This window comes from Citrobacter sp. Cb031 (assembly GCF_030336725.1).
GTDB classification, from domain to species: domain Bacteria; phylum Pseudomonadota; class Gammaproteobacteria; order Enterobacterales; family Enterobacteriaceae; genus Citrobacter; species Citrobacter braakii.
On the sequence record NZ_JAOWDA010000019.1, the window covers coordinates 147,418 to 171,718 of the forward strand.

Annotated in this window: 25 protein-coding genes; 22 read left to right on the forward strand and 3 right to left on the reverse strand. The window is 53.2% G+C overall.

Annotation, left to right across the window (positions count from 1 at the left end):
• Nucleotides 1-3 precede the first annotated feature (3 nt).
• The 14 genes from eutT (at nucleotide 4) to eutR (ending at nucleotide 13,258) form a co-directional block, all read left to right on the forward strand.
• Entirely contained in the window at nucleotides 4-807 is an 804-nt protein-coding gene (gene eutT, locus OGV93_RS01925; RefSeq protein ID WP_046275200.1) for an ethanolamine utilization cob(I)yrinic acid a,c-diamide adenosyltransferase EutT, read from the forward strand.
• Nucleotides 804-1,820, forward strand: coding sequence for a phosphate acetyltransferase (pta, locus tag OGV93_RS01930; protein WP_137351739.1), 1,017 nt, complete (start codon nucleotides 804-806; stop codon nucleotides 1,818-1,820). Before eutT ends, pta begins: the two co-directional genes overlap by 4 nt.
• A 36-nt stretch (nucleotides 1,821-1,856) precedes the next feature.
• Nucleotides 1,857-2,150 carry an ethanolamine utilization microcompartment protein EutM gene (eutM, locus tag OGV93_RS01935; protein WP_003835054.1) on the forward strand — a complete coding sequence of 98 codons (294 nt, stop codon included), beginning with the start codon at nucleotides 1,857-1,859 and terminating at the stop codon, nucleotides 2,148-2,150.
• A gap of 114 nt (nucleotides 2,151-2,264) precedes the next feature.
• The gene (eutN, locus tag OGV93_RS01940) at nucleotides 2,265-2,552 is read left to right on the forward strand and encodes an ethanolamine utilization microcompartment protein EutN (RefSeq protein ID WP_016153954.1); all 288 of its coding nucleotides are present in this window, start codon (nucleotides 2,265-2,267) and stop codon (nucleotides 2,550-2,552) included.
• An 11-nt stretch (nucleotides 2,553-2,563) separates the two neighbouring features.
• Nucleotides 2,564-3,967, forward strand: coding sequence for an aldehyde dehydrogenase family protein (locus OGV93_RS01945; protein ID WP_016153953.1), 1,404 nt, complete (start codon nucleotides 2,564-2,566; stop codon nucleotides 3,965-3,967).
• 12 nt (nucleotides 3,968-3,979) lie between these two features.
• Nucleotides 3,980-4,819: an ethanolamine utilization protein EutJ gene (eutJ, locus tag OGV93_RS01950; protein WP_016153952.1), complete on the forward strand. Its 840-nt coding sequence runs from the start codon at nucleotides 3,980-3,982 to the stop codon at nucleotides 4,817-4,819.
• Nucleotides 4,809-5,996, forward strand: coding sequence for an ethanolamine utilization ethanol dehydrogenase EutG (eutG, locus tag OGV93_RS01955; protein ID WP_016153951.1), 1,188 nt, complete (start codon nucleotides 4,809-4,811; stop codon nucleotides 5,994-5,996). The genes eutJ and eutG overlap by 11 nt, the downstream gene beginning before the upstream one ends.
• 27 nt (nucleotides 5,997-6,023) lie before the next feature.
• On the forward strand, nucleotides 6,024-7,256 hold the full coding sequence (gene eutH, locus OGV93_RS01960; protein WP_016153950.1) for an ethanolamine utilization protein EutH: 1,233 nt from the start codon (nucleotides 6,024-6,026) through the stop codon (nucleotides 7,254-7,256).
• On the forward strand, nucleotides 7,253-8,656 hold the full coding sequence (gene eutA / locus OGV93_RS01965) for an ethanolamine ammonia-lyase reactivating factor EutA (protein WP_016153949.1): 1,404 nt from the start codon (nucleotides 7,253-7,255) through the stop codon (nucleotides 8,654-8,656). Before eutH ends, eutA begins: the two co-directional genes overlap by 4 nt.
• Nucleotides 8,657-8,667: 11 nt before the next feature.
• Complete coding sequence (gene eutB / locus OGV93_RS01970) at nucleotides 8,668-10,029, forward strand: ethanolamine ammonia-lyase subunit alpha (RefSeq protein ID WP_003038029.1); 1,362 nt, start codon at nucleotides 8,668-8,670, stop codon at nucleotides 10,027-10,029.
• A 20-nt stretch (nucleotides 10,030-10,049) separates the two neighbouring features.
• Nucleotides 10,050-10,946: an ethanolamine ammonia-lyase subunit EutC gene (gene eutC, locus OGV93_RS01975; RefSeq protein WP_049270086.1), complete on the forward strand. Its 897-nt coding sequence runs from the start codon at nucleotides 10,050-10,052 to the stop codon at nucleotides 10,944-10,946.
• A gap of 9 nt (nucleotides 10,947-10,955) precedes the next feature.
• On the forward strand, nucleotides 10,956-11,615 hold the full coding sequence (gene eutL, locus OGV93_RS01980; protein WP_016153946.1) for an ethanolamine utilization microcompartment protein EutL: 660 nt from the start codon (nucleotides 10,956-10,958) through the stop codon (nucleotides 11,613-11,615).
• 11 nt (nucleotides 11,616-11,626) lie between these two features.
• A complete protein-coding gene (gene eutK, locus OGV93_RS01985; RefSeq protein WP_287109326.1) occupies nucleotides 11,627-12,157 on the forward strand; it encodes an ethanolamine utilization microcompartment protein EutK in 531 nt (176 codons plus the stop codon).
• Between the two features lie 48 nt (nucleotides 12,158-12,205).
• Nucleotides 12,206-13,258 carry an HTH-type transcriptional regulator EutR gene (gene eutR / locus OGV93_RS01990; RefSeq protein ID WP_016153944.1) on the forward strand — a complete coding sequence of 351 codons (1,053 nt, stop codon included), beginning with the start codon at nucleotides 12,206-12,208 and terminating at the stop codon, nucleotides 13,256-13,258.
• Nucleotides 13,259-13,325: 67 nt separating this feature from the next.
• On the opposite strand, the gene hemF is transcribed toward eutR, so the two are convergent.
• Both hemF and amiA read right to left on the reverse strand, forming a co-directional pair.
• Nucleotides 13,326-14,225, reverse strand: coding sequence for an oxygen-dependent coproporphyrinogen oxidase (hemF, locus tag OGV93_RS01995; protein ID WP_213239485.1), 900 nt, complete (start codon nucleotides 14,223-14,225; stop codon nucleotides 13,326-13,328).
• Between the two features lie 2 nt (nucleotides 14,226-14,227).
• Nucleotides 14,228-15,097: an N-acetylmuramoyl-L-alanine amidase AmiA gene (gene amiA / locus OGV93_RS02000; protein WP_016153942.1), complete on the reverse strand. Its 870-nt coding sequence runs from the start codon at nucleotides 15,095-15,097 to the stop codon at nucleotides 14,228-14,230.
• Between the two features lie 211 nt (nucleotides 15,098-15,308).
• Between amiA and OGV93_RS02005 the strand changes: the two genes are divergently transcribed.
• The 6 genes from OGV93_RS02005 (at nucleotide 15,309) to OGV93_RS02030 (ending at nucleotide 21,011) form a co-directional block, all read left to right on the forward strand.
• Nucleotides 15,309-15,734, forward strand: coding sequence for a GNAT family acetyltransferase (locus tag OGV93_RS02005; protein ID WP_003038048.1), 426 nt, complete (start codon nucleotides 15,309-15,311; stop codon nucleotides 15,732-15,734).
• Nucleotides 15,721-16,170 carry a DUF2919 domain-containing protein gene (locus OGV93_RS02010; RefSeq protein WP_287109327.1) on the forward strand — a complete coding sequence of 150 codons (450 nt, stop codon included), beginning with the start codon at nucleotides 15,721-15,723 and terminating at the stop codon, nucleotides 16,168-16,170. Before OGV93_RS02005 ends, OGV93_RS02010 begins: the two co-directional genes overlap by 14 nt.
• A gap of 59 nt (nucleotides 16,171-16,229) precedes the next feature.
• Nucleotides 16,230-16,805, forward strand: coding sequence for an RpoE-regulated lipoprotein (locus tag OGV93_RS02015; RefSeq protein ID WP_016153940.1), 576 nt, complete (start codon nucleotides 16,230-16,232; stop codon nucleotides 16,803-16,805).
• A 94-nt stretch (nucleotides 16,806-16,899) separates the two neighbouring features.
• A complete protein-coding gene (gene yfeX / locus OGV93_RS02020) occupies nucleotides 16,900-17,799 on the forward strand; it encodes a porphyrinogen peroxidase (protein WP_016153939.1) in 900 nt (299 codons plus the stop codon).
• A gap of 456 nt (nucleotides 17,800-18,255) precedes the next feature.
• Complete coding sequence (gene argH / locus OGV93_RS02025; protein ID WP_103928442.1) at nucleotides 18,256-19,632, forward strand: argininosuccinate lyase; 1,377 nt, start codon at nucleotides 18,256-18,258, stop codon at nucleotides 19,630-19,632.
• 62 nt (nucleotides 19,633-19,694) lie between these two features.
• Nucleotides 19,695-21,011 carry an anaerobic C4-dicarboxylate transporter family protein gene (locus OGV93_RS02030; RefSeq protein ID WP_016153937.1) on the forward strand — a complete coding sequence of 439 codons (1,317 nt, stop codon included), beginning with the start codon at nucleotides 19,695-19,697 and terminating at the stop codon, nucleotides 21,009-21,011.
• A gap of 121 nt (nucleotides 21,012-21,132) precedes the next feature.
• Here the strand turns inward: OGV93_RS02030 and OGV93_RS02035 are convergent, their stop codons facing one another.
• On the reverse strand, nucleotides 21,133-22,449 hold the full coding sequence (locus tag OGV93_RS02035; RefSeq protein WP_016153936.1) for an anaerobic C4-dicarboxylate transporter family protein: 1,317 nt from the start codon (nucleotides 22,447-22,449) through the stop codon (nucleotides 21,133-21,135).
• Between the two features lie 144 nt (nucleotides 22,450-22,593).
• Here OGV93_RS02035 and OGV93_RS02040 point away from each other — a divergent pair, with 144 nt between their 5' ends.
• Both OGV93_RS02040 and ucpA read left to right on the forward strand, forming a co-directional pair.
• The gene (locus OGV93_RS02040) at nucleotides 22,594-23,250 is read left to right on the forward strand and encodes a FadR/GntR family transcriptional regulator (protein WP_016153935.1); all 657 of its coding nucleotides are present in this window, start codon (nucleotides 22,594-22,596) and stop codon (nucleotides 23,248-23,250) included.
• A 174-nt stretch (nucleotides 23,251-23,424) separates the two neighbouring features.
• Nucleotides 23,425-24,216, forward strand: a complete 792-nt coding sequence (gene ucpA / locus OGV93_RS02045) for an SDR family oxidoreductase UcpA (protein WP_016153934.1) — start codon at nucleotides 23,425-23,427, stop codon at nucleotides 24,214-24,216.
• Nucleotides 24,217-24,301: the final 85 nt, after the last annotated feature.

Below are 24,301 nucleotides of genomic sequence, written 5' to 3' on the forward strand. Positions count from 1 at the left end.
TGTATGAAGGATTTCATTACCGAAGCATGGCTCAGAGCGAATCATACGCTCAGCGAAGGGGCTGAAATTCATCTCCCCGCTGACGCTCGCCTGACGCCATCTGCCCGGGAATTACTGGAAAGCCGACATCTGCGTATTAAGTATATCGACGAGCAGGGCAGCCTGTTTATTGATGACGAAGAACAGCAGCCGCAGCCGGTGCATGGTTTAACCAGCAGCGATACGCATCCACAGGCCAGTTGCGAACTGTGTCATCAACCGGTGGTGAAGAAAGCAGACACGCTGACGCATCTGACAGCGGACAAGATGGTCGCTAAAAGTGACCCGCGCCTGGGATTTCGCGCCGCGCTGGACAGCACCATCGCCCTGGCCGTGTGGTTGCAGATAGAGCTGGCGGAACCGTGGCAGCCATGGCTGGCGGATATCCGTTCGCGTCTGGGCAACATTATGCGCGCCGACGCTATCGACGAGCCGCTGGCAGCACAAGCTATCGTCGGTTTAAGCGACGAAGATTTACACCGGCTTTCGCATCAGCCGCTGCGCTATCTGGACCACGACCATCTGGTGCCTGAAGCCAGTCATGGCCGTGATTGCGCGTTGCTTAATCTGCTGCGTACCAAAGTTCGTGAAACGGAGACGGTGGCGGCCCAGGTATTCATCACCCGTAGTTTTGACGTAATGCGACCGGACATCATGCAGGCGCTCAATCGCCTTTCCAGTACGGTCTACGTGATGATGATACTGAGCGTAGCGAAGCATCCACTGACGGTTAGCCAAATTCAACAGCGACTGGGGGAGAAGCAATGATCATTGAACGTGCTCGTCAACTCGCCCAGCGCTCACCTGCACGGGTGGTGTTCCCGGATGCGCTGGATGTTCGGGTGTTGAAAGCGGCAAATTACCTGCATCAGCACGGTCTGGCACATCCTGTTCTCGTCGCCAGTCCGTTTGCGCTGCGCCAGTTTGCCCTCAGCCATCGGGTGGCGATGGATGGCATTCAGGTTATCGACCCGCAAAGCAACCAGTCCATGCGTGAAGAGTTTGCGCTGCGCTGGCTGGCCCGCGCGGGAGATAAAACGCCTGCAGATGCGCTGGAAAAACTCAACGATCCGCTGATGTTCGCCGCCGCTATGGTTAGCGCGGGTAAAGCTGACGTCTGTATTGCGGGCAATTTGTCGTCGACAGCAAACGTGCTGCGCGCTGGGTTACGCATTATTGGGTTACAGCCAGGCTGTAAAACGCTGTCGTCAATTTTCCTGATGCTGCCGCAGTACCTCGGGCCGTCATTAGGGTTTGCCGATTGCAGCGTCGTGCCGCAGCCCACAGCCGCGCAGCTGGCGGATATTGCGATTGCCAGCGCGCAGACATGGCAGGCGATCACCGGTGAAGAACCGCGCGTGGCCATGCTGTCGTTTTCAAGTCAAGGCAGCGCTCGTCATCCTAACGTCGCTAACGTGCAGCAGGCTACGGAGATCGTTCGTGAGCGCGCCCCGCAGCTTACCGTGGATGGGGAACTGCAATTTGATGCCGCCTTTGTTCCGGATGTCGCCGCGCAAAAAGCGCCCGCCAGTCCGTTAAAGGGCAATGCCAATGTGATGGTCTTCCCATCGCTGGAGGCAGGCAATATTGGCTACAAAATCGCCCAGCGTCTGGGAGGGTATCGTGCCGTAGGTCCGTTGATCCAAGGGCTTGCCGCACCGCTTCATGACCTCTCTCGCGGCTGTAGCGTACAGGAAATTATCGAACTGGCGTTGGTGGCAGCAGTGCCGCGTCAGACTGACATGAGTCGTGAAAACGCCTCACACACACTGGTTGTTTAGGTCCCGTTCTGGACCCCTTAATGAGAGGAAAACACAATGGAAGCATTAGGAATGATTGAAACCCGGGGCCTGGTTGCACTGATTGAGGCTTCTGACGCAATGGTTAAAGCGGCACGCGTGAAACTGGTCGGCGTGAAGCAGATCGGCGGCGGTCTGGTTACTGCAATGGTCCGTGGCGACGTAGCGGCATGTAAAGCCGCAACGGATGCTGGTGCTGCTGCTGCACAGCGTATTGGTGAGCTGGTTTCCGTACACGTAATCCCGCGTCCGCATGGCGATCTGGAAGAAGTGTTCCCGATCAGCTTTAAAGGCGACAGCAACGACATGTAAGTCGTCCATGTGACGCCACAGACTTCATTGCTGGCGTCACCCTCTCTCCTTTTCACATTACCTTCTGCGGAGGGTAGGGGGAGGTTTTACCTGAAATATGCCACGGAGGCGCGTATGAAACTGGCAATCGTCACAGGACAAATTGTTTGTACCGTACGCCATCAGGGGCTCGCGCACGACAAGTTGCTGATGGTGGAAATGATTGATGCCTGCGGAAATCCCGACGGGCAATGTGCTGTTGCTATCGACAGCATTGGGGCGGGAACCGGAGAGTGGGTGCTGCTGGTCAGCGGAAGCTCAGCCCGTCAGGCGCACCGTAACGAATCATCACCTGTCGATCTGTGCGTGATTGGCATTGTTGATGAAGTGGTGGCAGGTGGTCAGGTGATCTTCCATAAATAAGGCAGAAAATCATGAATCAACAGGATATTGAACAGGTCGTGAAAGCGGTGCTGCTGAAAATGAAAGACAGCAGCCAACCCGTCAGTGCCGTTCAAGAAATGGGCGTTTTTGCCTCCCTGGATGACGCAGTGGCGGCAGCAAAACTGGCCCAGCAAGGGCTGAAAAGCGTTGCCATGCGCCAACTGGCTATCACGGCTCTACGTGAGGCGGGCGAAAAACATGCCCGAGAATTAGCGGAACTTGCCGTCACAGAAACCGGCATGGGACGCGTTGAAGATAAATTTGCCAAAAATGTGGCGCAGGCACGCGCCACGCCGGGCGTGGAATGCCTGTCTCCACAGGTTCTGACCGGTGATAACGGCCTGACGCTGATTGAAAACGCGCCGTGGGGCGTGGTGGCCTCGGTGACACCGTCCACCAACCCGGCTGCGACCGTTATTAACAACGCCATCAGCCTGATTGCGGCTGGCAACAGCGTGGTCTTCGCACCGCATCCGGCTGCCAAGGGCGTGTCTCAGCGCGCTATCACTCTGCTTAACCAGGCGGTAGTTGCTGCAGGCGGACCGGCAAACCTGCTGGTTACCGTGGCCAATCCGGATATCGAAACCGCCCAGCGTCTGTTTAAGTACCCAGGCATCGGCCTGCTGGTGGTGACCGGCGGTGAAGCCGTAGTGGATGCCGCGCGTAAGCACACCAACAAACGTCTGATTGCCGCCGGTGCGGGAAATCCGCCGGTGGTGGTTGATGAAACGGCTGATCTGGCACGCGCAGCCCAGTCGATCGTCAAAGGCGCTTCGTTTGACAACAACATTATCTGCGCCGACGAAAAAGTGCTGATCGTGGTCGATAGCGTCGCTGATGAGCTGATGCGTCTGATGGAAAGCCAGCATGCAGTCAAGCTGACCACGGCTCAGGCCGAACAGCTGCAACCGGTGCTGCTTAAAAATGTCGATGAACGCGGTAAAGGCACGGTCAGTCGTGACTGGGTAGGCCGCGACGCAGGAAAAATCGCTGCGGCGATTGGTCTGAACGTACCGGAGCAAACCCGGCTGTTGTTCGTCGAAACCTCTGCGACTCACCCGTTTGCCGTAACCGAACTGATGATGCCGGTTCTGCCGGTCGTGCGGGTCGCCAACGTCGATGAGGCCATTGAACTGGCGGTTAAGCTTGAAGGCGGCTGTCACCATACGGCGGCGATGCACTCGCGCAATATCGACAACATGAACCGCATGGCAAACGCCATTGATACCAGCATTTTCGTTAAGAACGGACCGTGCATTGCCGGTCTTGGACTCGGCGGCGAAGGCTGGACCACGATGACCATTACCACGCCAACCGGGGAAGGGGTGACCAGCGCACGCACGTTTGTGCGTCTGCGTCGCTGTGTGTTGGTGGATGCCTTCAGAATTGTATAAGGAGTGAACGACATGGCGCACGACGAACAACGTTGGCTGACACCCAGATTGCTAAAAGCGGCAACGCTATGTAACCAGACGCCCGTAAAGAGCGATTCACCGCTGTGGCTGGGCGTGGATTTGGGGACGTGTGATGTGGTGTCGATGGTTGTCGACAGTGACGGACAGCCGGTTGCAGTTTGCCTGGACTGGGCCGACGTCGTGCGCGATGGCATCGTCTGGGATTTCTTCGGTGCGGTGACCATCGTTCGTCGCCATCTCGATACGCTCGAACAACAGTTGGGTTGCCGCTTTACCCACGCGGCAACCTCGTTTCCACCGGGAACTGACCCACGGATCTCGATCAACGTGCTGGAATCTGCCGGGCTTGAAGTCAGTCATGTGCTCGACGAACCGACCGCGGTGGCAGACCTGTTGCAGCTTGATAACGCTGGCGTGGTGGATATCGGTGGCGGTACCACCGGGATTGCGATTGTGAAGCGAGGCAAGGTGACTTACTCCGCCGATGAAGCGACCGGCGGGCACCACATTTCTCTGACGCTTGCCGGGAACCGTCGCATCCAGTTGGAAGAGGCGGAGCAGTACAAACGCAGCAACGGTAAAGAAATTTGGCCGGTGGTTAAGCCGGTCTACGAAAAAATGGCGGAAATTGTGGCTCACCATATTGCCGGACAGGGCGTGGCAGATTTATGGCTGGCCGGTGGTTCCTGTATGCAGCCGGGCGTTGATGAACTGTTTCGTAAGCGTTTCCCGGAACTGCAGGTGCATTTACCCCAGCACAGCCTGTTTATGACCCCGCTGGCGATTGCAAATAGCGGAAAAGAAAAAGCGGAAGGAATCTATGCAAGCTGAATTGCAGACCGCGCTCTTTCAGGCATTCGATACCCTGAATCTGCAACGCGTAAAAACGTTTAGCGTTCCACCGGTTACGTTGTGTGGACTGGGAGCGCTCAGTACCTGCGGACAGGAAGCACAAACGCGCGGCCTGACGCATATGTTCGTCATGGTCGACAGTTTCCTGCACCAGGCGGGGATGACCGCCGCACTGGAACGCAGCCTGGCGATGAAAGGCGTGGCGATGACGCTGTGGCCATGTCCGGTGGGCGAACCGTGCATTACGGACGTCTGCGCGGCGGTCGCGCAACTGCGTGAATCGAAGTGCGATGGCGTAGTGGCCTTTGGTGGCGGTTCCGTATTGGATGCCGCAAAGGCTGTGGCGTTGCTGGTGACCAATCCCACCCAGACGCTGGCTGACATGGACGAGAGCAGCGCGTTACGCCCGCGTCTGCCGCTGATTGCCGTACCGACTACCGCCGGAACGGGTTCAGAAACCACTAATGTCACGGTGATTATCGACGCCGCGACCGGGCTTAAAAAAGTGCTGGCCCACGCAACCCTGATGCCGGATGTGGCGATTCTTGACGCCGCGCTGACGGAAGGTGTGCCCGCACACGTAACGGCGATGACCGGGATCGATGCGCTGACGCACGCTGTTGAAGCGTATAGCGCTCTGAACGCGACGCCGTTTACCGACAGTCTGGCGATTGGCGCGATTGCGATGATAGGTAAATCGCTGCCGAAGGCCGTTGGCTATGGTCAGGATCTGGCGGCGCGAGAAAGCATGCTACTGGCTTCCTGTATGGCCGGGATGGCGTTTTCCAGCGCAGGGCTGGGCCTGTGTCACGCGATGGCGCACCAGCCGGGTGCGACGCTGCACATTCCACATGGACAGGCTAACGCCATGCTGCTGCCCACAGTAATGGGTTTCAACCGCATGGTGTGTCGTGAGCGTTTCAGCCATATCGGACGGGCGCTAACCAACAAGAAGTCGGACGATCGCGATGCCATCAACGCCGTCAGCGAGTTGATTAGCGAAGTGGGCCAGACCAAACGACTCTCTGACGTTGGGGCGAAGCCCGAGCATTACAGCGCATGGGCTCACGCCGCGCTGGAGGATATTTGTATTCGCAGTAACCCACGCACCGCCACGCAGGCCGACATTATCGCGTTGTATGCGGCGGCACAATAAATACACATATGACAGGGAGTGAAGGTTATGGGAATTAACGAAATCATCATGTACATCATGATGTTCTTTATGCTGATTGCCGCCGTGGACAGGATCCTGTCGCAGTTCGGCGGTTCGGCACGCTTCCTCGGTAAGTTCGGGAAGAGTATTGAGGGATCGGGCGGCCAGTTTGAAGAAGGTTTTATGGCGATGGGCGCGCTGGGTCTGGCGATGGTCGGTATGACCGCGCTGGCACCGGTACTGGCGCATGTGCTCGGGCCGGTGATTATTCCACTGTACGAAATGTTGGGCGCGAACCCGTCGATGTTTGCCGGAACGCTGCTGGCGTGCGATATGGGCGGCTTCTTCCTGGCGAAAGAACTGGCGGGCGGCGACGTTGCGGCGTGGCTGTACTCTGGCCTGATCCTCGGGGCGATGATGGGGCCGACGCTGGTCTTCTCTATTCCGGTTGCGCTGGGGATTATTGAACCGTCTGACCGTCGTTATCTGGCGCTGGGCGTGTTGGCTGGGATCGTCACCATTCCGATTGGCTGTATTGCAGGTGGTTTGATCGCGATGTACTCCGGTGTCGAAATCAACGGGCAGCCGGTGGAGTTCACCTTCGCGCTAATCCTGATGAACATGATCCCGGTGCTGATCGTTGCCGTGCTGGTGGCGCTGGGACTGAAATTCATCCCGGAAAAAATGATCAACGGCTTCCAGATCTTCGCGAAATTCCTGGTGGCGCTGATCACCATCGGTCTGGCGGCAGCGGTGATCAAATTCCTGCTCGGCTGGGAACTGATTCCGGGTCTTGATCCTATCTTCATGGCACCGGGTGACAAGCCGGGTGAAGTGATGCGCGCCATCGAAGTTATCGGTTCTATCTCCTGCGTGCTGCTGGGTGCGTACCCAATGGTACTGCTGCTGACCCGCTGGTTTGAAAAGCCGCTGATGAGCGTCGGTAACCTGTTAAAAATCAATAATATTGCGGCTGCGGGCATGGTGGCGACGCTGGCGAACAACATCCCAATGTTCGGCATGATGAAGAATATGGATACCCGCGGCAAAGTGATCAACTGCGCTTTTGCGGTCTCCGCAGCCTTCGCTCTGGGTGACCACTTAGGTTTCGCCGCGGCCAACATGAACGCGATGATCTTCCCAATGATTGTCGGCAAGCTGATTGGCGGCGTGACGGCGATTGGTGTGGCTATGCTGTTGGTACCGAAAGACGAAGATGTTCCGGCACCAGCAGAAACCAACCCGGAGGCGCAATCGTGAATACTCGCCAGCTACTCAGCGTCGGTATCGATATCGGCACCACCACCACTCAGGTGATCTTCTCGCGCCTTGAGCTGGTCAACCGTGCGGCAGTGTCGCAGGTGCCGCGTTACGAATTCATCAAACGCGAAATTAGCTGGCAAAGCCCGGTGTTCTTTACCCCCGTTGATAAGCAGGGCGGGTTGAAAGAGGCCGAACTTAAGGCGCTGATCCTCGCCCAGTATCAGGCGGCGGGGATTGCGCCTGAGACCGTCGATTCCGGCGCGATCATCATTACCGGAGAAAGTGCCAAAACCCGCAACGCGCGACCTGCGGTGATGACGCTCTCTCAGTCGCTGGGGGACTTCGTGGTTGCCAGCGCCGGTCCGCATCTGGAATCAGTGATTGCCGGTCACGGCGCAGGGGCTCAAACCCTGTCAGAGCAGAAGTTGTGCCGCGTACTGAATATCGACATCGGTGGCGGGACGTCGAACTACGTCCTGTTCGATGCCGGAAAAGTCAGCGGTTCGGCCTGCCTGAACGTCGGCGGACGGCTGCTGGAAACGGACGGTCAGGGGCGAGTGGTGCATGCGCATCAGCCAGGACAGATGATTGTTGATGACGTATTTGGTCCAGGCACCGACGCCCGGACCCTCAATGCGGCGCAGCTTGTTCAGGTGGCCCGACGGATGGCGGCGCTGATCGTTGAGGTGATTGACGGCACGCTGTCACCGCTGGCGCAGGCGCTGATGCAAACCGGTCTGTTGCCGACGGGTGTGAAGCCGGAAGTGATTACGTTGTCCGGCGGGGTGGGCGAGTGCTACCGCAACCAGCCTGCCGATCCATTCTGTTTTTCCGATATTGGGCCGCTGTTAGCGACGGCGCTGCATGAACATCCGCGTCTGCGTGAGATGAACGTGCAGTTCCCGGCGCAAACCGTGCGTGCCACGGTGATTGGCGCCGGTGCGCATACGCTGTCGCTTTCGGGCAGCACCATCTGGCTGGAAGGTGTGGCGCTTCCGCTGCGCAATCTGCCGGTGGCGATTCCGGTTGATGAGGCTGATTTGGTGGCCGCCTGGCAACAAGCGCTGATGCAGCTCGATCTGGACCCGCAAACAGACGCTTACGTGCTGGCGCTGCCCGGTTCGCTGCCGGTGCGCTACGCCGCGCTGTTAACGGTTATTGATGCGCTACTGGCCTTTGTCGCGCGCCATCCGAATCCGCATCCCCTGCTGGTGGTAGCCGAGCAGGATTTTGGTAAAGCCCTGGGCATGCTGTTACGCCCACAGTTACAGCAACACCCGCTGGCAGTCATCGATGAGGTGGTTGTCCGGGCGGGGGACTATATCGACATTGGTACGCCTCTTTTTGGCGGATCGGTTGTGCCGGTGACGGTGAAATCACTCGCATTTCCTTCCTGAGGGAACGACTTATGAAACTAAAGACCACATTGTTCGGCAATGTTTATCAGTTTAAGGATGTTAAAGAGGTGCTGGCAAAAGCCAACGAACTGCGTTCGGGGGATGTGCTGGCAGGGGTAGCTGCAACCAGTTCGCAAGAGCGAGTGGCGGCCAAACAGGTGCTGTCGGAAATGACGGTAGCGGATATCCGCAACAACCCGGTGATTTCCTATGAAGAGGACTGCGTGACGCGTCTGATTCAGGACGACGTCAACGAAACGGCCTATAACCGCATCAAAAACTGGAGTATCAGCGAGCTGCGCGAGTACGTGCTGAGCGATGAAACCTCCGTTGATGACATTGCGTTTACGCGCAAAGGATTAACGTCGGAAGTGGTCGCAGCGGTTGCAAAAATCTGCTCTAACGCGGACCTGATCTACGGCGGTAAGAAAATGCCGGTGATCAAAAAGGCCAACACCACCATTGGTCTGCCGGGCACCTTCAGCTGTCGTTTACAGCCGAACGACACCCGTGATGACGTGCAGAGTATTGCGGCACAAATCTACGAAGGGCTGTCCTTCGGGGCGGGCGATGCGGTGATTGGCGTTAACCCGGTAACCGATGACGTGGAAAACTTAAGCCGCGTACTTGATACCGTGTACGGCGTCATCGACAAATTCAATATCCCGACCCAGGGCTGCGTCCTGGCGCACGTTACTACCCAGATCGAAGCCATTCGTCGCGGCGCGCCGGGCGGGCTGATTTTCCAGAGTATCTGCGGCAGCGAGAAAGGCTTAAAAGAGTTTGGCGTTGAGCTGGCCATGCTGGATGAAGCGCGTGCAGTGGGCGCTGAGTTTAACCGTATCGCCGGGGAAAACTGCCTGTACTTCGAAACCGGACAAGGGTCTGCGCTTTCTGCTGGCGCTAACTTCGGCGCCGATCAGGTGACGATGGAAGCACGTAACTACGGTCTGGCGCGTCACTACGATCCGTTCCTGGTGAACACCGTTGTCGGCTTTATCGGGCCGGAGTATCTCTACAACGACCGTCAGATTATTCGCGCGGGTCTGGAAGATCACTTTATGGGCAAGCTGAGCGGCATCTCAATGGGCTGCGACTGCTGCTATACCAACCATGCTGATGCTGACCAGAACCTCAACGAAAACCTGATGATTCTGCTCGCCACCGCTGGCTGCAACTACATCATGGGCATGCCGCTCGGTGACGACATCATGCTCAACTATCAGACCACCGCCTTCCACGACACCGCGACCGTGCGCCAGTTGCTGAACCTGCGTCCGTCGCCGGAGTTTGAACGCTGGCTGGAAACCATGGGCATTATGGCAAACGGTCGCCTGACCAAACGGGCGGGCGATCCGTCACTGTTCTTCTGATGACGCGGGGATGACACACGATGGATCAAAAACAGATTGAAGAAATTGTACGCAGCGTGATGGCGTCAATGGGTGAGTCGCAGCCGCAGGCGCAAGCGCCGGCAGCACAAGCGCAATGCAGCGCCACCCAGTGCGCCGCGCCGACCGGTGAAAGCTGTGCGATGGATTTAGGCTCAGCCGAGGCTAAAGCGTGGATTGGCGTTGAGAATCCGCACCGCGCAGAGGTGTTGACTGAACTGCGTCGCAGCACTGCGGCGCGTGTATGTACCGGTCGAGCCGGTCCACGTCCGCGTACCCAGGCGCTGCTGCGCTTCCTGGCCGACCACTCGCGTTCGAAAGATACGGTATTGAAAGAAGTGCCGGAAGAGTGGGTAAAAGCCCAGGGGCTGCTGGAAGTGCGCTCGGAAATCAGTGACAAAAACCTGTATCTGACGCGTCCGGATCTGGGGCGTCGTCTGAGTGCGGAAGCCATTGAAGCGCTGAAATCACAGTGTGTAATGAACCCGGATGTGCAGGTGATTATTTCTGATGGCCTGTCTACGGACGCTATCACCGCTAACTACGAAGAGATCCTACCGCCGCTGTTGTCTGGCTTAAAACAGGCCGGATTGAAGGTCGGGACGCCGTTCTTTGTTCGCTATGGTCGCGTGAAAATCGAAGATCAGATCGGCGAACTGCTGGGCGCGAAAGCGGTGATCCTGCTGGTTGGGGAACGTCCGGGCCTGGGCCAGTCGGAAAGCCTTTCTTGCTACGCCGTCTATTCGCCGCGTGTGGCGACGACCGTTGAAGCTGACCGTACCTGTATCTCGAACATTCACCAGGGCGGTACGCCACCGGTTGAAGCGGCGGCGGTCATTGTGGATTTGGCCAAGCGCATGCTGGAGCAAAAAGCATCCGGCATCAATATGACCCGTTAAGGAGGCATCATGCCAGCATTAGATTTGATTAGACCTTCAGTCACCGCAATGCGCGTGATTGCCTCGGTAAATGACGGTTTTGCCCGTGAACTTAAATTACCGCCACATATACGTAGCCTCGGACTCATCACAGCAGATTCTGATGACGTGGCGTATATTGCCGCAGACGAAGCGACAAAACAGGCAATGGTGGAAGTGGTTTATGGCCGCTCGCTGTATGCCGGCGCGGCGCACAGTCCCTCTCCAACTTCGGGTGAAGTGCTGATTATGCTCGGTGGACCCAACCCGGCAGAAGTTCGTGCAGGTCTGGACGCGATGGTAGCCAATATTGAAAGCGGCGCGGCGTTTCAGTGGGCGAATGACGCAGAAGATACCGCCTTCCTGGCGCATGTGGTTTCGCGTACCGGCTCGTATCTCTCGGCGACCGCAGGATGCCGGCTTGGCGATCCGATGGCGTATCTGGTGGCGCCGCCGCTGGAAGCGACATTTGGTATTGATGCTGCGCTGAAATCGGCCGATGTACAACTGGTGACTTACGTTCCGCCACCGTCAGAAACCAACTATTCGGCTGCGTTTATGACCGGTAGCCAGGCTGCTTGTAAAGCTGCATGTAACGCCTTTGCCGATGCCGTTCTGGATATTGCCCGTAACCCAATCCAGCGCGCGTAAGAGAGGTTGTGATGATCAATGCACTGGGATTACTGGAAGTGGATGGCATGGTCGCTGCCGTGGATGCGGCGGATGCCATGCTGAAAGCCGCGAACGTGCGCCTGCTTAGCCACGAAGTGCTCGATCCTGGCCGGTTGACGCTGGTGGTGGAAGGCGATCTGGCGGCGTGCCGCGCAGCGCTGGATGCCGGTAGCGCCGCTGCTGCGCGTACAGGCCGTGTTATCAGCCGTAAGGAAATCGGCCGACCGGACGATGATACCCAGTGGCTGATCGGCGGTTTTAAGCGCCAGCCGAAGAAACCAGAACAGAAGCCAGAAGTGAAAACAGATGTAAAAACGCAGAAGACGCAGGACGCCCCGTTGACGCCTGAATCCTCTGATCAACTTCTGACGCTGTTGGCATCGGTCCGTCAAGGAATGACGGCAGGGGAAGTGGCTGCCCACTTTGGCTGGTCACTTGATGAAGCCAGAAATGCGCTGGAACAGCTCTTTTCTGAAGGAGCGTTGCGTAAACGCAGTAGTCGCTATCGCTTAAAAAATTAACCTGTCGGAGGGCCGGGGGCTTCGTTGAAGCTTCCGGCTTAAAAGATCATGAAAAAGAACCGTACTGCAAACCTGCACCATCTTTATCATGAAGCATTACCCGAAGACGTTAAACTTACGCCGAAAGTGGAGGTGGACAACGTTCACCAGCGGCGAACAACGGATGTGTATGAGCATGCGCTGACGATTACCGCATGGCAGCAGATCTACGACCAGTTACATCCGGGAAAATTTCATGGCGAGTTCACGGAAATCCTGCTCGATGATATTCAGGTGTTCCGTGAATACACCGGACTGGCGTTACGTCAGTCGTGTCTTGTCTGGCCGAACTCTTTCTGGTTTGGTATTCCGGCCACGCGCGGCGAACAGGGATTTATTGGCACCCAGTGTCTGGGGAGCGCTGAAATTGCCACCCGCCCTGGCGGGACAGAGTTTGAACTGAGTACGCCGGATGATTACACCATTCTGGGCGTCGTCATTTCGGAAGAGGCGATTGCCCGTCAGGCCAACTTCCTGCATAACCCGGAAAGAGTGCTGCATATGCTGCGCAACCAGTCGGCGCTGGAAGTTAAAGAACAACACAAAGCCGCGTTATGGGGCTTTGTGCAGCAGGCGCTGGCGACGTTTAGCGAAAATCCGGAAAACCTCCATCAACCTGCGGTACGCAAAGTGCTGGGCGATAACCTGCTGCTGGCGATGGGCACTATGTTGGAAGAGGCGCAGCCGATTATCACGGCTGAGAGCATCAGCCATCAGAGCTATCGTCGCCTGCTGTCGCGTGCGCGGGAATATGTGCTGGAAAATATGTCAGAACCGCTGACCGTGCTCGATCTGTGTAATCAACTGCACGTCAGCCGTCGGACGTTGCAAAACGCCTTTCACGCGATCCTTGGTATTGGTCCGAATGCCTGGTTAAAACGCATTCGCCTGAACGCCGTACGTCGCGAGCTGATAAGCCCGTGGTCGCAGAGTACGACGGTGAAAGACGCCGCCATGCAGTGGGGGTTCTGGCATTTAGGGCAGTTTGCCACCGACTACCAGCAGCTGTTTGCGGAAAAACCTTCATTGACGCTGCATCAGCGCATGCGCCAGTGGGCATGATGCGATGAATGTGCCGGATGCGACGCAAATGCGTTTTATCCGGCCTGGGGGCTGGTATTGTCTGGGGTTACACCCAGTCGCGAACCTGAATAAACTCGCTAAGGGCGGCTTCCGGGCTGTTCGCTTCCGGCTGCCAGTCATACTCCCAGCGCACCAGCGGCGGCATCGACATCAGAATCGATTCCGTACGGCCGCCGGTCTGCAGACCGAATAATGTGCCGCGATCCCACACCAGGTTAAATTCCACATAGCGTCCGCGACGGTAAAGCTGAAAATTGCGTTCACGTTCGCCCCAGCTCATTGCTTTGCGGCGCTCAACGATGGGCAGATACGCTTCGGTATAGCCTTGACCTACCGCCTGCATAAAGGCGAAGCCGTGGTCGAAATCCGGCGTATTCAAATCATCGAAAAACAGTCCGCCAATGCCGCGCTGTTCGTTGCGATGCTTGAGGAAGAAGTAGTCATCGCACCACTTCTTGTAACGGGAATAAACGTCTTCGCCGAACGGCTGGCACAGATCTCGCGCCGTGCGGTGCCAGTGAACCGCATCCTCATCAAAGCCGTAGTAGGGCGTTAAGTCAAAGCCGCCGCCAAACCACCAGACCGGGTCAGTGCCCGGTTTTTCCGCGATAAAAAATCGCACGTTGGCGTGACTGGTCGGAATGTAGGGATTCTGCGGATGTACCACCAGCGAGACGCCCATGGCCTCAAAGCTGCGTCCCGCAAGCTCGGGGCGATGGGCGGTAGCCGAGGCCGGCATTGCCTCGCCGTGAACGTGGGAGAAGTTGACGCCCGCTTGCTCGAAAATACCGCCGTTACGCAGCATCCGGCTGCGCCCGCCGCCGCCTGCTTCACGTTGCCAGTTATCCTCAACAAACTCGGCGCCGTCTACGGCGGATAACTGCTGGCAAATATCATCTTGCAGGCTGAGCAGGAACTGTTTTACGCGCTGTGCATCGGGCTTCATGGTTAACGTTTCTTCGAGTGTGCTTTCTGGTTATCAAACCAGTGGAAATAGCTGATGATGCCATTGGCGATAGCGGTGGCGATTTTCTGGCGAAATGCCGCCGTACCCAGCAGACGTTCTTCTTCCGGGTTGGTTATGAACGAGGTTTCGACCAGTACCGACGGAATTGATGGTGATTTTAGCACCACGAAGGCGGCTTGTTCCGTGCTGCGGCTGTGAAGACGGTGTACCGGCTTGATCTTCTTGAGAATATGCGAGCCTAACGTCAGGCTGTTTTTAATGGTATCCGTTTGCACCAGATCGAACAGCACCTGCTGCAGCAAATGGTCTTTATCGGTGGTCTTCTTCCCGGCCACTTCATCGGCCCGGTTTTCACGATCGGACAGATACTTCGCCATGGCGCTACTGGCACCGCGATTGGACAACGCAAAGACCGACGCACCTGCAGCGCTCGGATTGGTAAAACCATCGGCGTGGATCGACATGAACAGGTCCGCGCCATGCTTATGTGCGATCTCGACGCGATCGTAAAGCGGAATAAATGTATCGCCGGAGCGCGTCAGGCGCGCATCAATCCCCTGGTTGCGTAGAATCGAGCGCACGTTTTTGGCAATCGCCAGTACCACGTGCTTTTCCTTCGACCCATTGCGACCAATTGCGCCGGTATCAATCCCTCCGTGACCCGGATCAAGGACAACAACGCGCTTAGCGCCGGCTTTTTTCGCTTTCGGTTTGCTGTGTCCATTGCTGGTCTTAAGCGCTTCTTCTTTAGCGATGGCTTGCGACATGCCTGACAGCGTTAGGGCGGCCAGCCCGGCTTTCAACACCTGGCGGCGCGATGTGAGTGTTTTTAGTGGTTTAAAAGTGCTCATACGGCCTGAGTTGTAAAAAAAGGTTCTAAACGTTATATCGTATCGCGTTGTCCGTTGCGACGGATCGGGATAAGAATTGTTTTACTTTTCATTTCAATACGTGACAATTCCGTATTATGCCATTTTTTCCGCCGCTTCGCGTCAGATATTGGCTAAATCAGCCGTTCGCGCCATAATCGCTTTTTAACGTCCTGAAAAGGTAACCAATACCATGGAAATACGCGTTTTTCGCCAGGAAGATTTCGAAGAGGTGATCACCCTCTGGGAGCGCTGTGATCTGCTGCGTCCATGGAACGACCCTGAAATGGACATTGAGCGTAAAGTCAATCATGACGTCAGCTTGTTCCTGGTCGCTGAAGTGAATGGCGAGGTGGTCGGTACGGTGATGGGCGGATATGACGGGCATCGCGGCTCGGCCTATTACCTGGGCGTACATCCTGAGTTTCGCGGTCGCGGCATTGCCAATGCGCTGCTCAACCGGCTGGAGAAAAAGCTCATTGCCCGCGGTTGTCCGAAGATTCAAATCATGGTGCGTGACGATAATGACGTCGTACAGGGTATGTATGAACGTCTGGGCTATGAACATGCGGATGTACTCAATCTGGGCAAGCGTTTGATCGAAGATGAAGAGTACTGAGTTTCATCCGGCCGACTATGACGCTCATGGGCGTCTGCGCCTGCCTTTTCTCTTCTGGTGCGTGCTGCTGCTGCAGGCGCGCACCTGGGTTCTGTTTGTGATTGCCGGTTCTTCCCGTGAGCAGGGCAACACGTTGCTGAATCTGTTTTATCCCGATCACGACGCTTTCTGGCTGGGTTTGCTTCCCGGCGTTCCCGCGGTATTAGCATTTTTACTCAGCGGGCGACGCTTTGCGTTTCCGGTGGTATGGCGCTGGCTGCGAGGATTACTGATCCTCGCTCAACTGGTGCTACTGTGTTGGCAGCCGGTGATGTGGCTGGCAGGCAATCCGGTCAACGGCGTCGGGCTGGCGCTGCTGGTGGCGGATGTCGTTGCGCTGATCTGGCTGTTAACTAATCAACGTCTGCGCGCCTGTTTTTCCCTCGAGAAAGAATAACGGCACTTTTTGGCGAAACCGGACTCCAAGCAACGTTGATAAATAAGGAAGGAAGTGAAATGAAATCACTGCGTTTGACTTTATGCGCGATGCCGCTGCTATTGACCGGGTGTTCAACGTTGTCATCGGTGAACTGGTCTGCCGCCAATCCGTGGAACTGGTTTGGTTCTTCAACGCAGGTCACTGAGCAGGGCGTCGGAGCGTTGACTGGCGCTACGCCGCTGGATGAAAAAACCATTGCTGATGCGCTGGACGGTGATTACCGCCTGCGTAGCGGGATGAAGACCGATAACGGTAATGTGGTGCGCTTTTATGAAGCGATGAAAGATGACAAGCTGGCGATGGTCATCAATGGCAATCAGGGAACGATTAGCCGTATTGATGTAGTCGACAGCGATATTCCCTCTTCTGCGGGTGTCGAAATCGGTACACCGTTTAGCGACCTTTACACTAAAGCCTTTGGTAATTGTCAGAAGGCGACTGGCGATGACAGCGCGGGCGTTGAATGCAAAGCTGAAGGAAGTCAACATATTAGCTACGTCTTTTCCGGTGAGTGGAGCGGGCCTGAGGGCTTAATGCCGTCTGACGATACGTTGAAAGCATGGAAAGTAAGCAAAATTATCTGGCGGCGTTAATTTGCGTCTGAACAAATCGGCTTGTTAAAAAAACAGGTAGAATAGCGCCCATCAATGCCACGATGTCGTGGCATCTTTTTTTTCAGGAGGAACAATGTCTCAGGTTCAGAGTGGCATTTTGCCAGAACATTGCCGTGCGGCGATTTGGATTGAAGCCAATGTTAAAGGCGACGTTGAGGCCCTGCGTGGGGCCAGCAAAACCTTCGCCGATAAGCTGGCGACCTTTGAAGCGAAGTTCCCGGATGCGCATCTGGGCGCGGTTGTTGCTTTTGGCAACAACACCTGGCGTACACTGAGCGGCGGCGTTGGCGCAGAAGAGTTAAAAGACTTTATCCCTTACGGTAAAGGTCTTGCGCCAGCCACCCAGTATGATGTGCTGATTCATATTCTCTCTTTGCGTCATGACGTGAATTTCTCCGTTGCACAGGCGGCAATGGAAGCCTTTGGCGACTGTATTGAAGTCAAAGAAGAGATCCACGGTTTCCGTTGGGTTGAAGAGCGCGATCTCAGCGGCTTTGTTGACGGAACGGAAAACCCGGCAGGCGTTGAAACGCGCCGTGAAGTCGCGGTTATTAAAGATGGCGTGGATGCTGGTGGCAGCTATGTGTTTGTGCAGCGTTGGGAACATAACCTGAAGCAGCTTAACCGCATGAGCATTCATGACCAGGAAATGATGATTGGGCGTACCAAGGAAGCCAACGAAGAGATCGACGGTGATGACCGTCCGGTTACTTCTCACCTGAGCCGTGTCGATCTCAAAGAAGATGGTAAAGGACTGAAAATTGTGCGCCAGAGCCTGCCATACGGCACCGCCAGCGGTACGCACGGCCTCTATTTCTGTGCCTATTGCGCCCGGTTGCACAACATCGAGCAGCAACTGCTGAGCATGTTTGGCGACACTGACGGCAAGCGCGACGCGATGCTGCGCTTCACTAAACCGGTGACCGGCGGCTATTATTTCGCGCCATCGCTGGATCGTTTGCTGGCCCTGTAATTTTTTGATGCCAGATGGCGCTGATGCCGCCATCTGGCACAATATAGCTCTCCCTTGAACCACCCAACGTCCGCCATGCTGATGATGCACTCGCGTTGACGCTCATCCTGAAAAATCACCTCCCACGTTCATTATTATTTATCTGCCAGTTTCTCGGTTATGACAACGGTATTAAATGGAATTATTTAGAATCAATAAACTATTAATACCAATTTATTACTTTAAAAATTCTGAATATATCTGAATTAAATCACAATTTAAATGTGAGGAAGATCAGGTTTTTTAATGCAATTTATGAAAACAAAATAAATAATAAGTGTAATTAATTTCGATATAAATTGATTTAATGCCTTCATTTGTTGACAATTAAAATGACTGTCTTGTAATCTGAAAATGACCGAAAAATAACGGAATTTATATTTAACCATTTTGCAACAAAGGGTCATTGGAGGTTTTATGTCTACAAAATTATGGGGTGGGCGTTTTGATATGCCTACAAATAAACTGGTCGAATCTTATAATGCGACAATTATGCTGGAACAACGTCTCTGCCCTTTTGATATTCAGGGGAGTATTGCTCACGCCACTATGCTGGGCCGTCAGGGGATTATCACGCAGGATGAAGCGAATGCGATTATTGGCGGGTTAAGGCAGGTTAATAAAGAGATTGAGGAAGGGCAATTCGTTTTTGATACCGTTGATGAAGATATTCATATGGCGATAGAAAGACGTATGACAGAAATAATTGGTCCTGTAGGCGGGAAGCTACATACCGGCCGCAGTCGTAATGACCAGACGACTGTCGATTCGAAAATGCACATGAGATCGACTATTCGTGAAATTCAGCAGGATATCGTTCATCTACAAAAAGTTATTATCAGCAAGGCTGAAAATAACATTAATGCGATCATGCCTGGCTATACTCATTTACAGACCGGTCAGCCTATTCTTCTGTCGCACTGGATAATGGCATATTATTGGATGTTACGCCGTGACTGGACTCGTTTTGCAGACCTTTATCTACGCATGGGGGAATGCCCTTTAGGTTCAGCAGCCCTTGCCGGTACTACTTTCCCCATTGATCGTGATTTCACGGCTAAAGAGCTTGGCTTTGACAAACCGACTGAAAACAGTATTGATTCTGTCAGCGATCGTGACCATATGGTTGAATTCACTGCCGCCGCTGCTATGTGCTTTATGCATCTTACCCGTTTGTCAGAAGAACTGGTTTTATTCTCAAGTCAGGATTTTAAGTTTATTGAGCTTTCAGATGATTTCTGTACCGGTTCCAGCATCATGCCACAGAAGAAAAACCCCGACGTGGCTGAAAAAATGCGCGGCAAAGGGGGGCGTATGTACGGAAATCTAATGGCGATGTTGACCATTATGAAAGGTATCCCTCTGGCCTATAATACTGATATGAGTGAGGATAAAGAGCAGGTCTATGACTCTATGGATACCTTACAGACCAGTCTGAAAATTATGGCGCCGATGCTCGAAAAAATGGTTATTCTTTCAGATAATACTCGTAGCGCAGCGGCAAGAGGATTTTCAAACGCAACCGATATGGCTGACTACCTGGTTCGTAAAGGCATTCCTTTTAGAGAAGCTCACCATATTGTTGGCAGTGCTGTTAATTACTGTATAAAACATAGAAAAATGTTGGAAGAGCTTACTCTGGATGAATTCCACACATTTGATGATAAAATTGAAAATGATATTTATGAGAGTATATCTCTCGAAGCATGTATTAAATCAAGAATGTCTTATGGTGGCACAGGGACTGATGCTGTTAAAAAACAGATCGAAATTGCTAAATCATATTTAAACTAATCCCGAGCATAGTAATTAATATCTCCCGGATGCAATATCCGGGAGACGCTTTGAGGTGAAAAATGGATGCTTTATTTTTTATACAATTATTTATTGTACTCGCCTGTATTGGTATAGGCGGGCGTTATGGCGGAATGGGGCTGGGTGCTGGTGGAGGACTTGGTGTTGCAATATTAGTTCTGGGTTTTGGACTTAAACCCTCCGCACCATCTATTACTGCAATGCTAATTATTATTTGTGTGATTGGCGCTGTTAGCGTATTACAGGCCGCTGGTGGGCTTGATTATCTGGTGCGCGTGGCTGAAAAATTACTCCGTAAAAAACCACAGGCAATTACTTTTGTTGCCCCCATATTAACTTCCATATTTACGTTATTCTGTGGAACTACTTACGTTGCTTTCTCTTTGTATCCGGTTGTCGCTGAAGTAGCTGCTGAAGCAAAGGTCCGTCCGGAGCGAGCGTTGTCCGCAACGGTTATTGCGGCCAGTGTCGCGGTTGCTGCCAGTCCGATGAGTGCGGCAACCGCTGGGATGCTGGCTATTCTGCATGAATATGCCGGGATTAGCCTTGGGCAAATACTGACGATTGCTCTCCCATCATTCTTTATGGCTGCTATTGTTACCAGCTTTTCAGTTTATAAACGCGGAAAAGAGCTGGAGGATGATCCGGAATTCCAAAGGAGAGTTGCTGCTGGCGAATATGAGTTCATGCATACTGAGCAAAAAAAAGAATTTGTTGCTTCAGCTGGCGCTAAAAAAGGTGTCGTTATCTTTGCGATTGGTGTGGTACTGGTACTTATTTTAGGTTCTTTTACAGAGTTACTCCCTTCCTGGGATGGAAAAAGACTGTCAACCCCAATGGTTATTCAGATGGTCATGTTGACAGCCGCGTTGTTTATTATGATTGTCAGTAAAGTACCAAGTAGTACCTTGAATAGCGGCTCAGTCTTCCGTGCAGGTTTGATGGGAGTGGTAGCAATACTCGGTGTTTCATGGATGACGGCGACGTTTTTTGATGCCTATCAGCCAGAACTGATTAAGGTTTTTGGTGGCATTGTCAATGATGCACCAATGCTATTTGGTGTGGTTGTATTCTTGTTCTCGCTGGTCATTATGAGCCCGGCGGCGACGGTAGCTGCCATCATGCCACTCGGTGTTACCTTAGGTATTCCAGCCCCGTTTCTTATCGCTATTTTTGCATGTACCTGTGGTGACTTTATTATACCTGGAGCAAATCAAATCGGCTGTGTTGCATTTGATCGAACAGGTACCACAAAGATTGGACGCTTTGTTGTCAACCATAGCTATATTCGTCCGGGTTTTGTGATGGTTATCTCTCAGGTAATTTTTGCTTATCTCATTGCTCAGGTTGTTCTGTAAAGTACATTCTATGGAAAATTGCAGTGGCGCTATTCAGAAGTGAGTAACAGGCATCCTCTCTGAATTCATTCAGGGGGGATGCCATGAAGAAAAGGTTTACCACAATTAAATTGCTCTCTCACTACATCAGCATTTTGGAAAAAAGGAAGCAAAAAAGGGTTGATGCTACAACGGTAACAAGACCAGGTAGCATGTAACTGTGATTAACCACATACTTGCCAATTCGAGTTGTCCCGGTACGATCAAACGCCACACAGCCAATCTGTGCCCCCCCTGGAATAATGAATGATCCACAAGTCAGCGGGAGCAGGGCGACCAGGGTTTCTGCCGGATATCCCATTAACACGCCAGCGGGGAGTAGCGCTACAGCAGTCGCTGCGGGGCTATAAATTACGGCTGAAAGACCAAAAACAATAATGCCGAACAAGACTGGATTCTGAAAACCGTGGAAAGCCGTGTTAAATAACTCGTGCCATGCCTCAAAAAAGGAGTTCATCATCCATGACAGACCAAATATGGCGACAACACCCACAAGACCAGCTTTAAAAACAGAACCTGAATCGAGTTTTGACGGAGAAATTCGACATACCATCATAATAATACATGCTGTTGTCAGCATAACTATTTGCAGCGTGGTAGGGATACTCATACGCTCCATTCCGGTACCGTTATTCCACTCAGGACGTAATTCAGGAATTGAACCCATAAGTACGACCAGAATGATACCGGTAAGGAAAATTAGCAATCCTCTCTTCGCCTCTTTTGTCACTATATTGGCTGTTCGCTCTTCAGCTTTTACTGATTCAAACTCACCTTCAGCAACCCTGCGTTGGAATTCCGGATCATTTTTAAGCTCATGACCTCTTTTAAAGACGAACAGGCAGCCGACAACGCAGCCAAGGAACGTTCCGGGAACGGTGACTAACAAGATATCTAAAGCAGAGACATGTAATCCAGCAAGGACAGCAATTGTCCCTGTAACGACCGCACTGACCGGGCTGGCAATAAGCCCAAAATTGGCAGCGATTACTGACATCGACATGGCTCTCTCTGGCCGTACCCTGGCATCTGCTGCAATTTCAGCAATGACTGGATAAACCGAAAAGGCAACATATCCTGTTCCGCAGATAGCAGTAAAAAGGTAAGCGACTGCGGGGCCGAGGAAAGTGATCGCGCCCGGCCACTTTCTGAGGATCCGTTCTGCCATCGTAACGAATAAATCAAGCCCGCCAGCCGCCTGGAGGATTGTGATGCAAGTGATAACCGCAAGGATAATAGAAATAACAGTGAAAGGAGGTGAGTCGGGAGGGAGTCCAAAACCAAAAGTCAGGATAGCGAGTCCTAACCCGCCAGCAGCCCCCAGGCCAATCCCACCAAAACGCCCACCTATACCGATACATATAAGTACTATCGCAAACTGAGTTACGAATAACACCATAATTAATTCCTTTTTATTAACAAATGGCTTGGTATAATTTGAATAATAGGGGCTATAATCTTACCATAACAGTATATTAAGCAATCTAACTTATTAGATTATTTATACTCATCAGTTTTGCAGCACTTTAATCCGAGAGTGTTTATGGATAACAAAAACGAACTGTTTGAAAGTATTAAAAATTATCTGCTTGATGATGCTAACCGCAATGCTGATGGTCGCATTGAAACTGAAACTGAGCTTGCCGTTCGTTTTAATACATCAAGATATAAAGTTCGTCAGGCGCTCAGCACACTGGTACAGATGGGAATGTTGGAACGATCTCCTCGTCGTGGCAGCGTCTTGAAGAATTTGGAACAGCACAACATAAATCACCAGTTGTTAATGCAGTTTGATTTGTCTGGGTTTGATATCACGGAATTTACAGAGGCAAGGATCCTGATTGAGTGCGCGATTATCCCTCTGGCAACACGTAGAATTTTTCCGGCGATGCTCTCCAAACTTGAAAATGAGCTAAGGCTTATTGAAGAGAATGCGGATAACCCCCAGGTGGCCGATCGTCACGATAGAGATTTTCATTTGCTCTTGCTACAGGCGAGTGGCAACCGGGTGCTGCAGGTTTTCTCTGATGTCCTCATTACTTATTTTGAGAAAACAAGGGAGTCGTTACCTGCGAACGATCGTCAGTATTTTCTTGATACGGCGGCAAAACAGAGGGAAATACTGCTTCATATTAAAAAAGGGGATGCGCAGATGGCATCGGAGTTGATGAGAGCACATTTGCTGGAAAAACGGCTGTAAGTCTTCTGTTAACCTGGTCAGAGCATGTTTACTATTGGGTCCCCGCAATGCCGGGGACTTTTTTTACCTGAGATTAACCTGATTTAGTGAGCTATTCCTCAGCACTTATTTGTTATTGCTGTATCTTCTGCGTGAATGAAGCGAATGCTTCATATTCAAAAGGAGAATATTGAAATGGGAAAACTCACGGGCAAAACAGCATTGATTACGGGCGCATCTCAGGGTATTGGCGAAGGGATCGCCAGAACATTTGCCCGCCATGGCGCGAACCTAATCCTGCTGGATATCTCCGATGAGATTGAAAAACTGGCGGATGAGTTGGCTGGGCGCGGGCACCGTTGCACCGCCGTACACGCTGACGTCAGAGATTTTGCGTCGGTCACGGAAGCGGTAAAACGCGCTAAGAAGATTGAAGGCAAAATCGATATTCTGGTCAACAATGCGGGCGTATGTCGCCTCGGCAACTTCCTTGATATGAGCGATGAAGATCGCGATTTCCACATTGATATCAACATTAAAGGCGTCTGGAACGTGACGAAAGCCGTTCTGCCGGAGATGATTGCGCGCAAAGACGGGCGCATCGTGATGATGTCATCTGTGACCGGCGATATGGTTGCCGATCCGGGCGAAACGGCCTACGCGCTGTCGAAAGCCGCAATCATCGGTTTGACCAAATCTCTGGCGGTGGAATACGCGCAGTCCGGCATTCGCGTTAATGCCATTTGCCCGGGCTACGTTCGTACGCCGATGGCGGAAAATATCGCTCGTCAGTCTAATCCGGAGGATCCTGAATCCGTATTAGTCGAAATGGCAAAAGCGATCCCGATGCGCCGCTTGGCCTGCCCACTTGAGGTTGGTGAACTGGCGGCATTCCTGGCGTCGGATGAGTCCAGTTACTTGACTGGCACGCAAAACGTGATTGATGGTGGCAGCACCCTGCCTGAAAGCGTTAGCGTCGGCGTCTGATTGATGCCGGTCTCCTCCCCGTGCGCTGGGGAGGAGGTACCCTTATTCTCTTTTCAACTTTCAAATCATCAAACGGTATATAAAA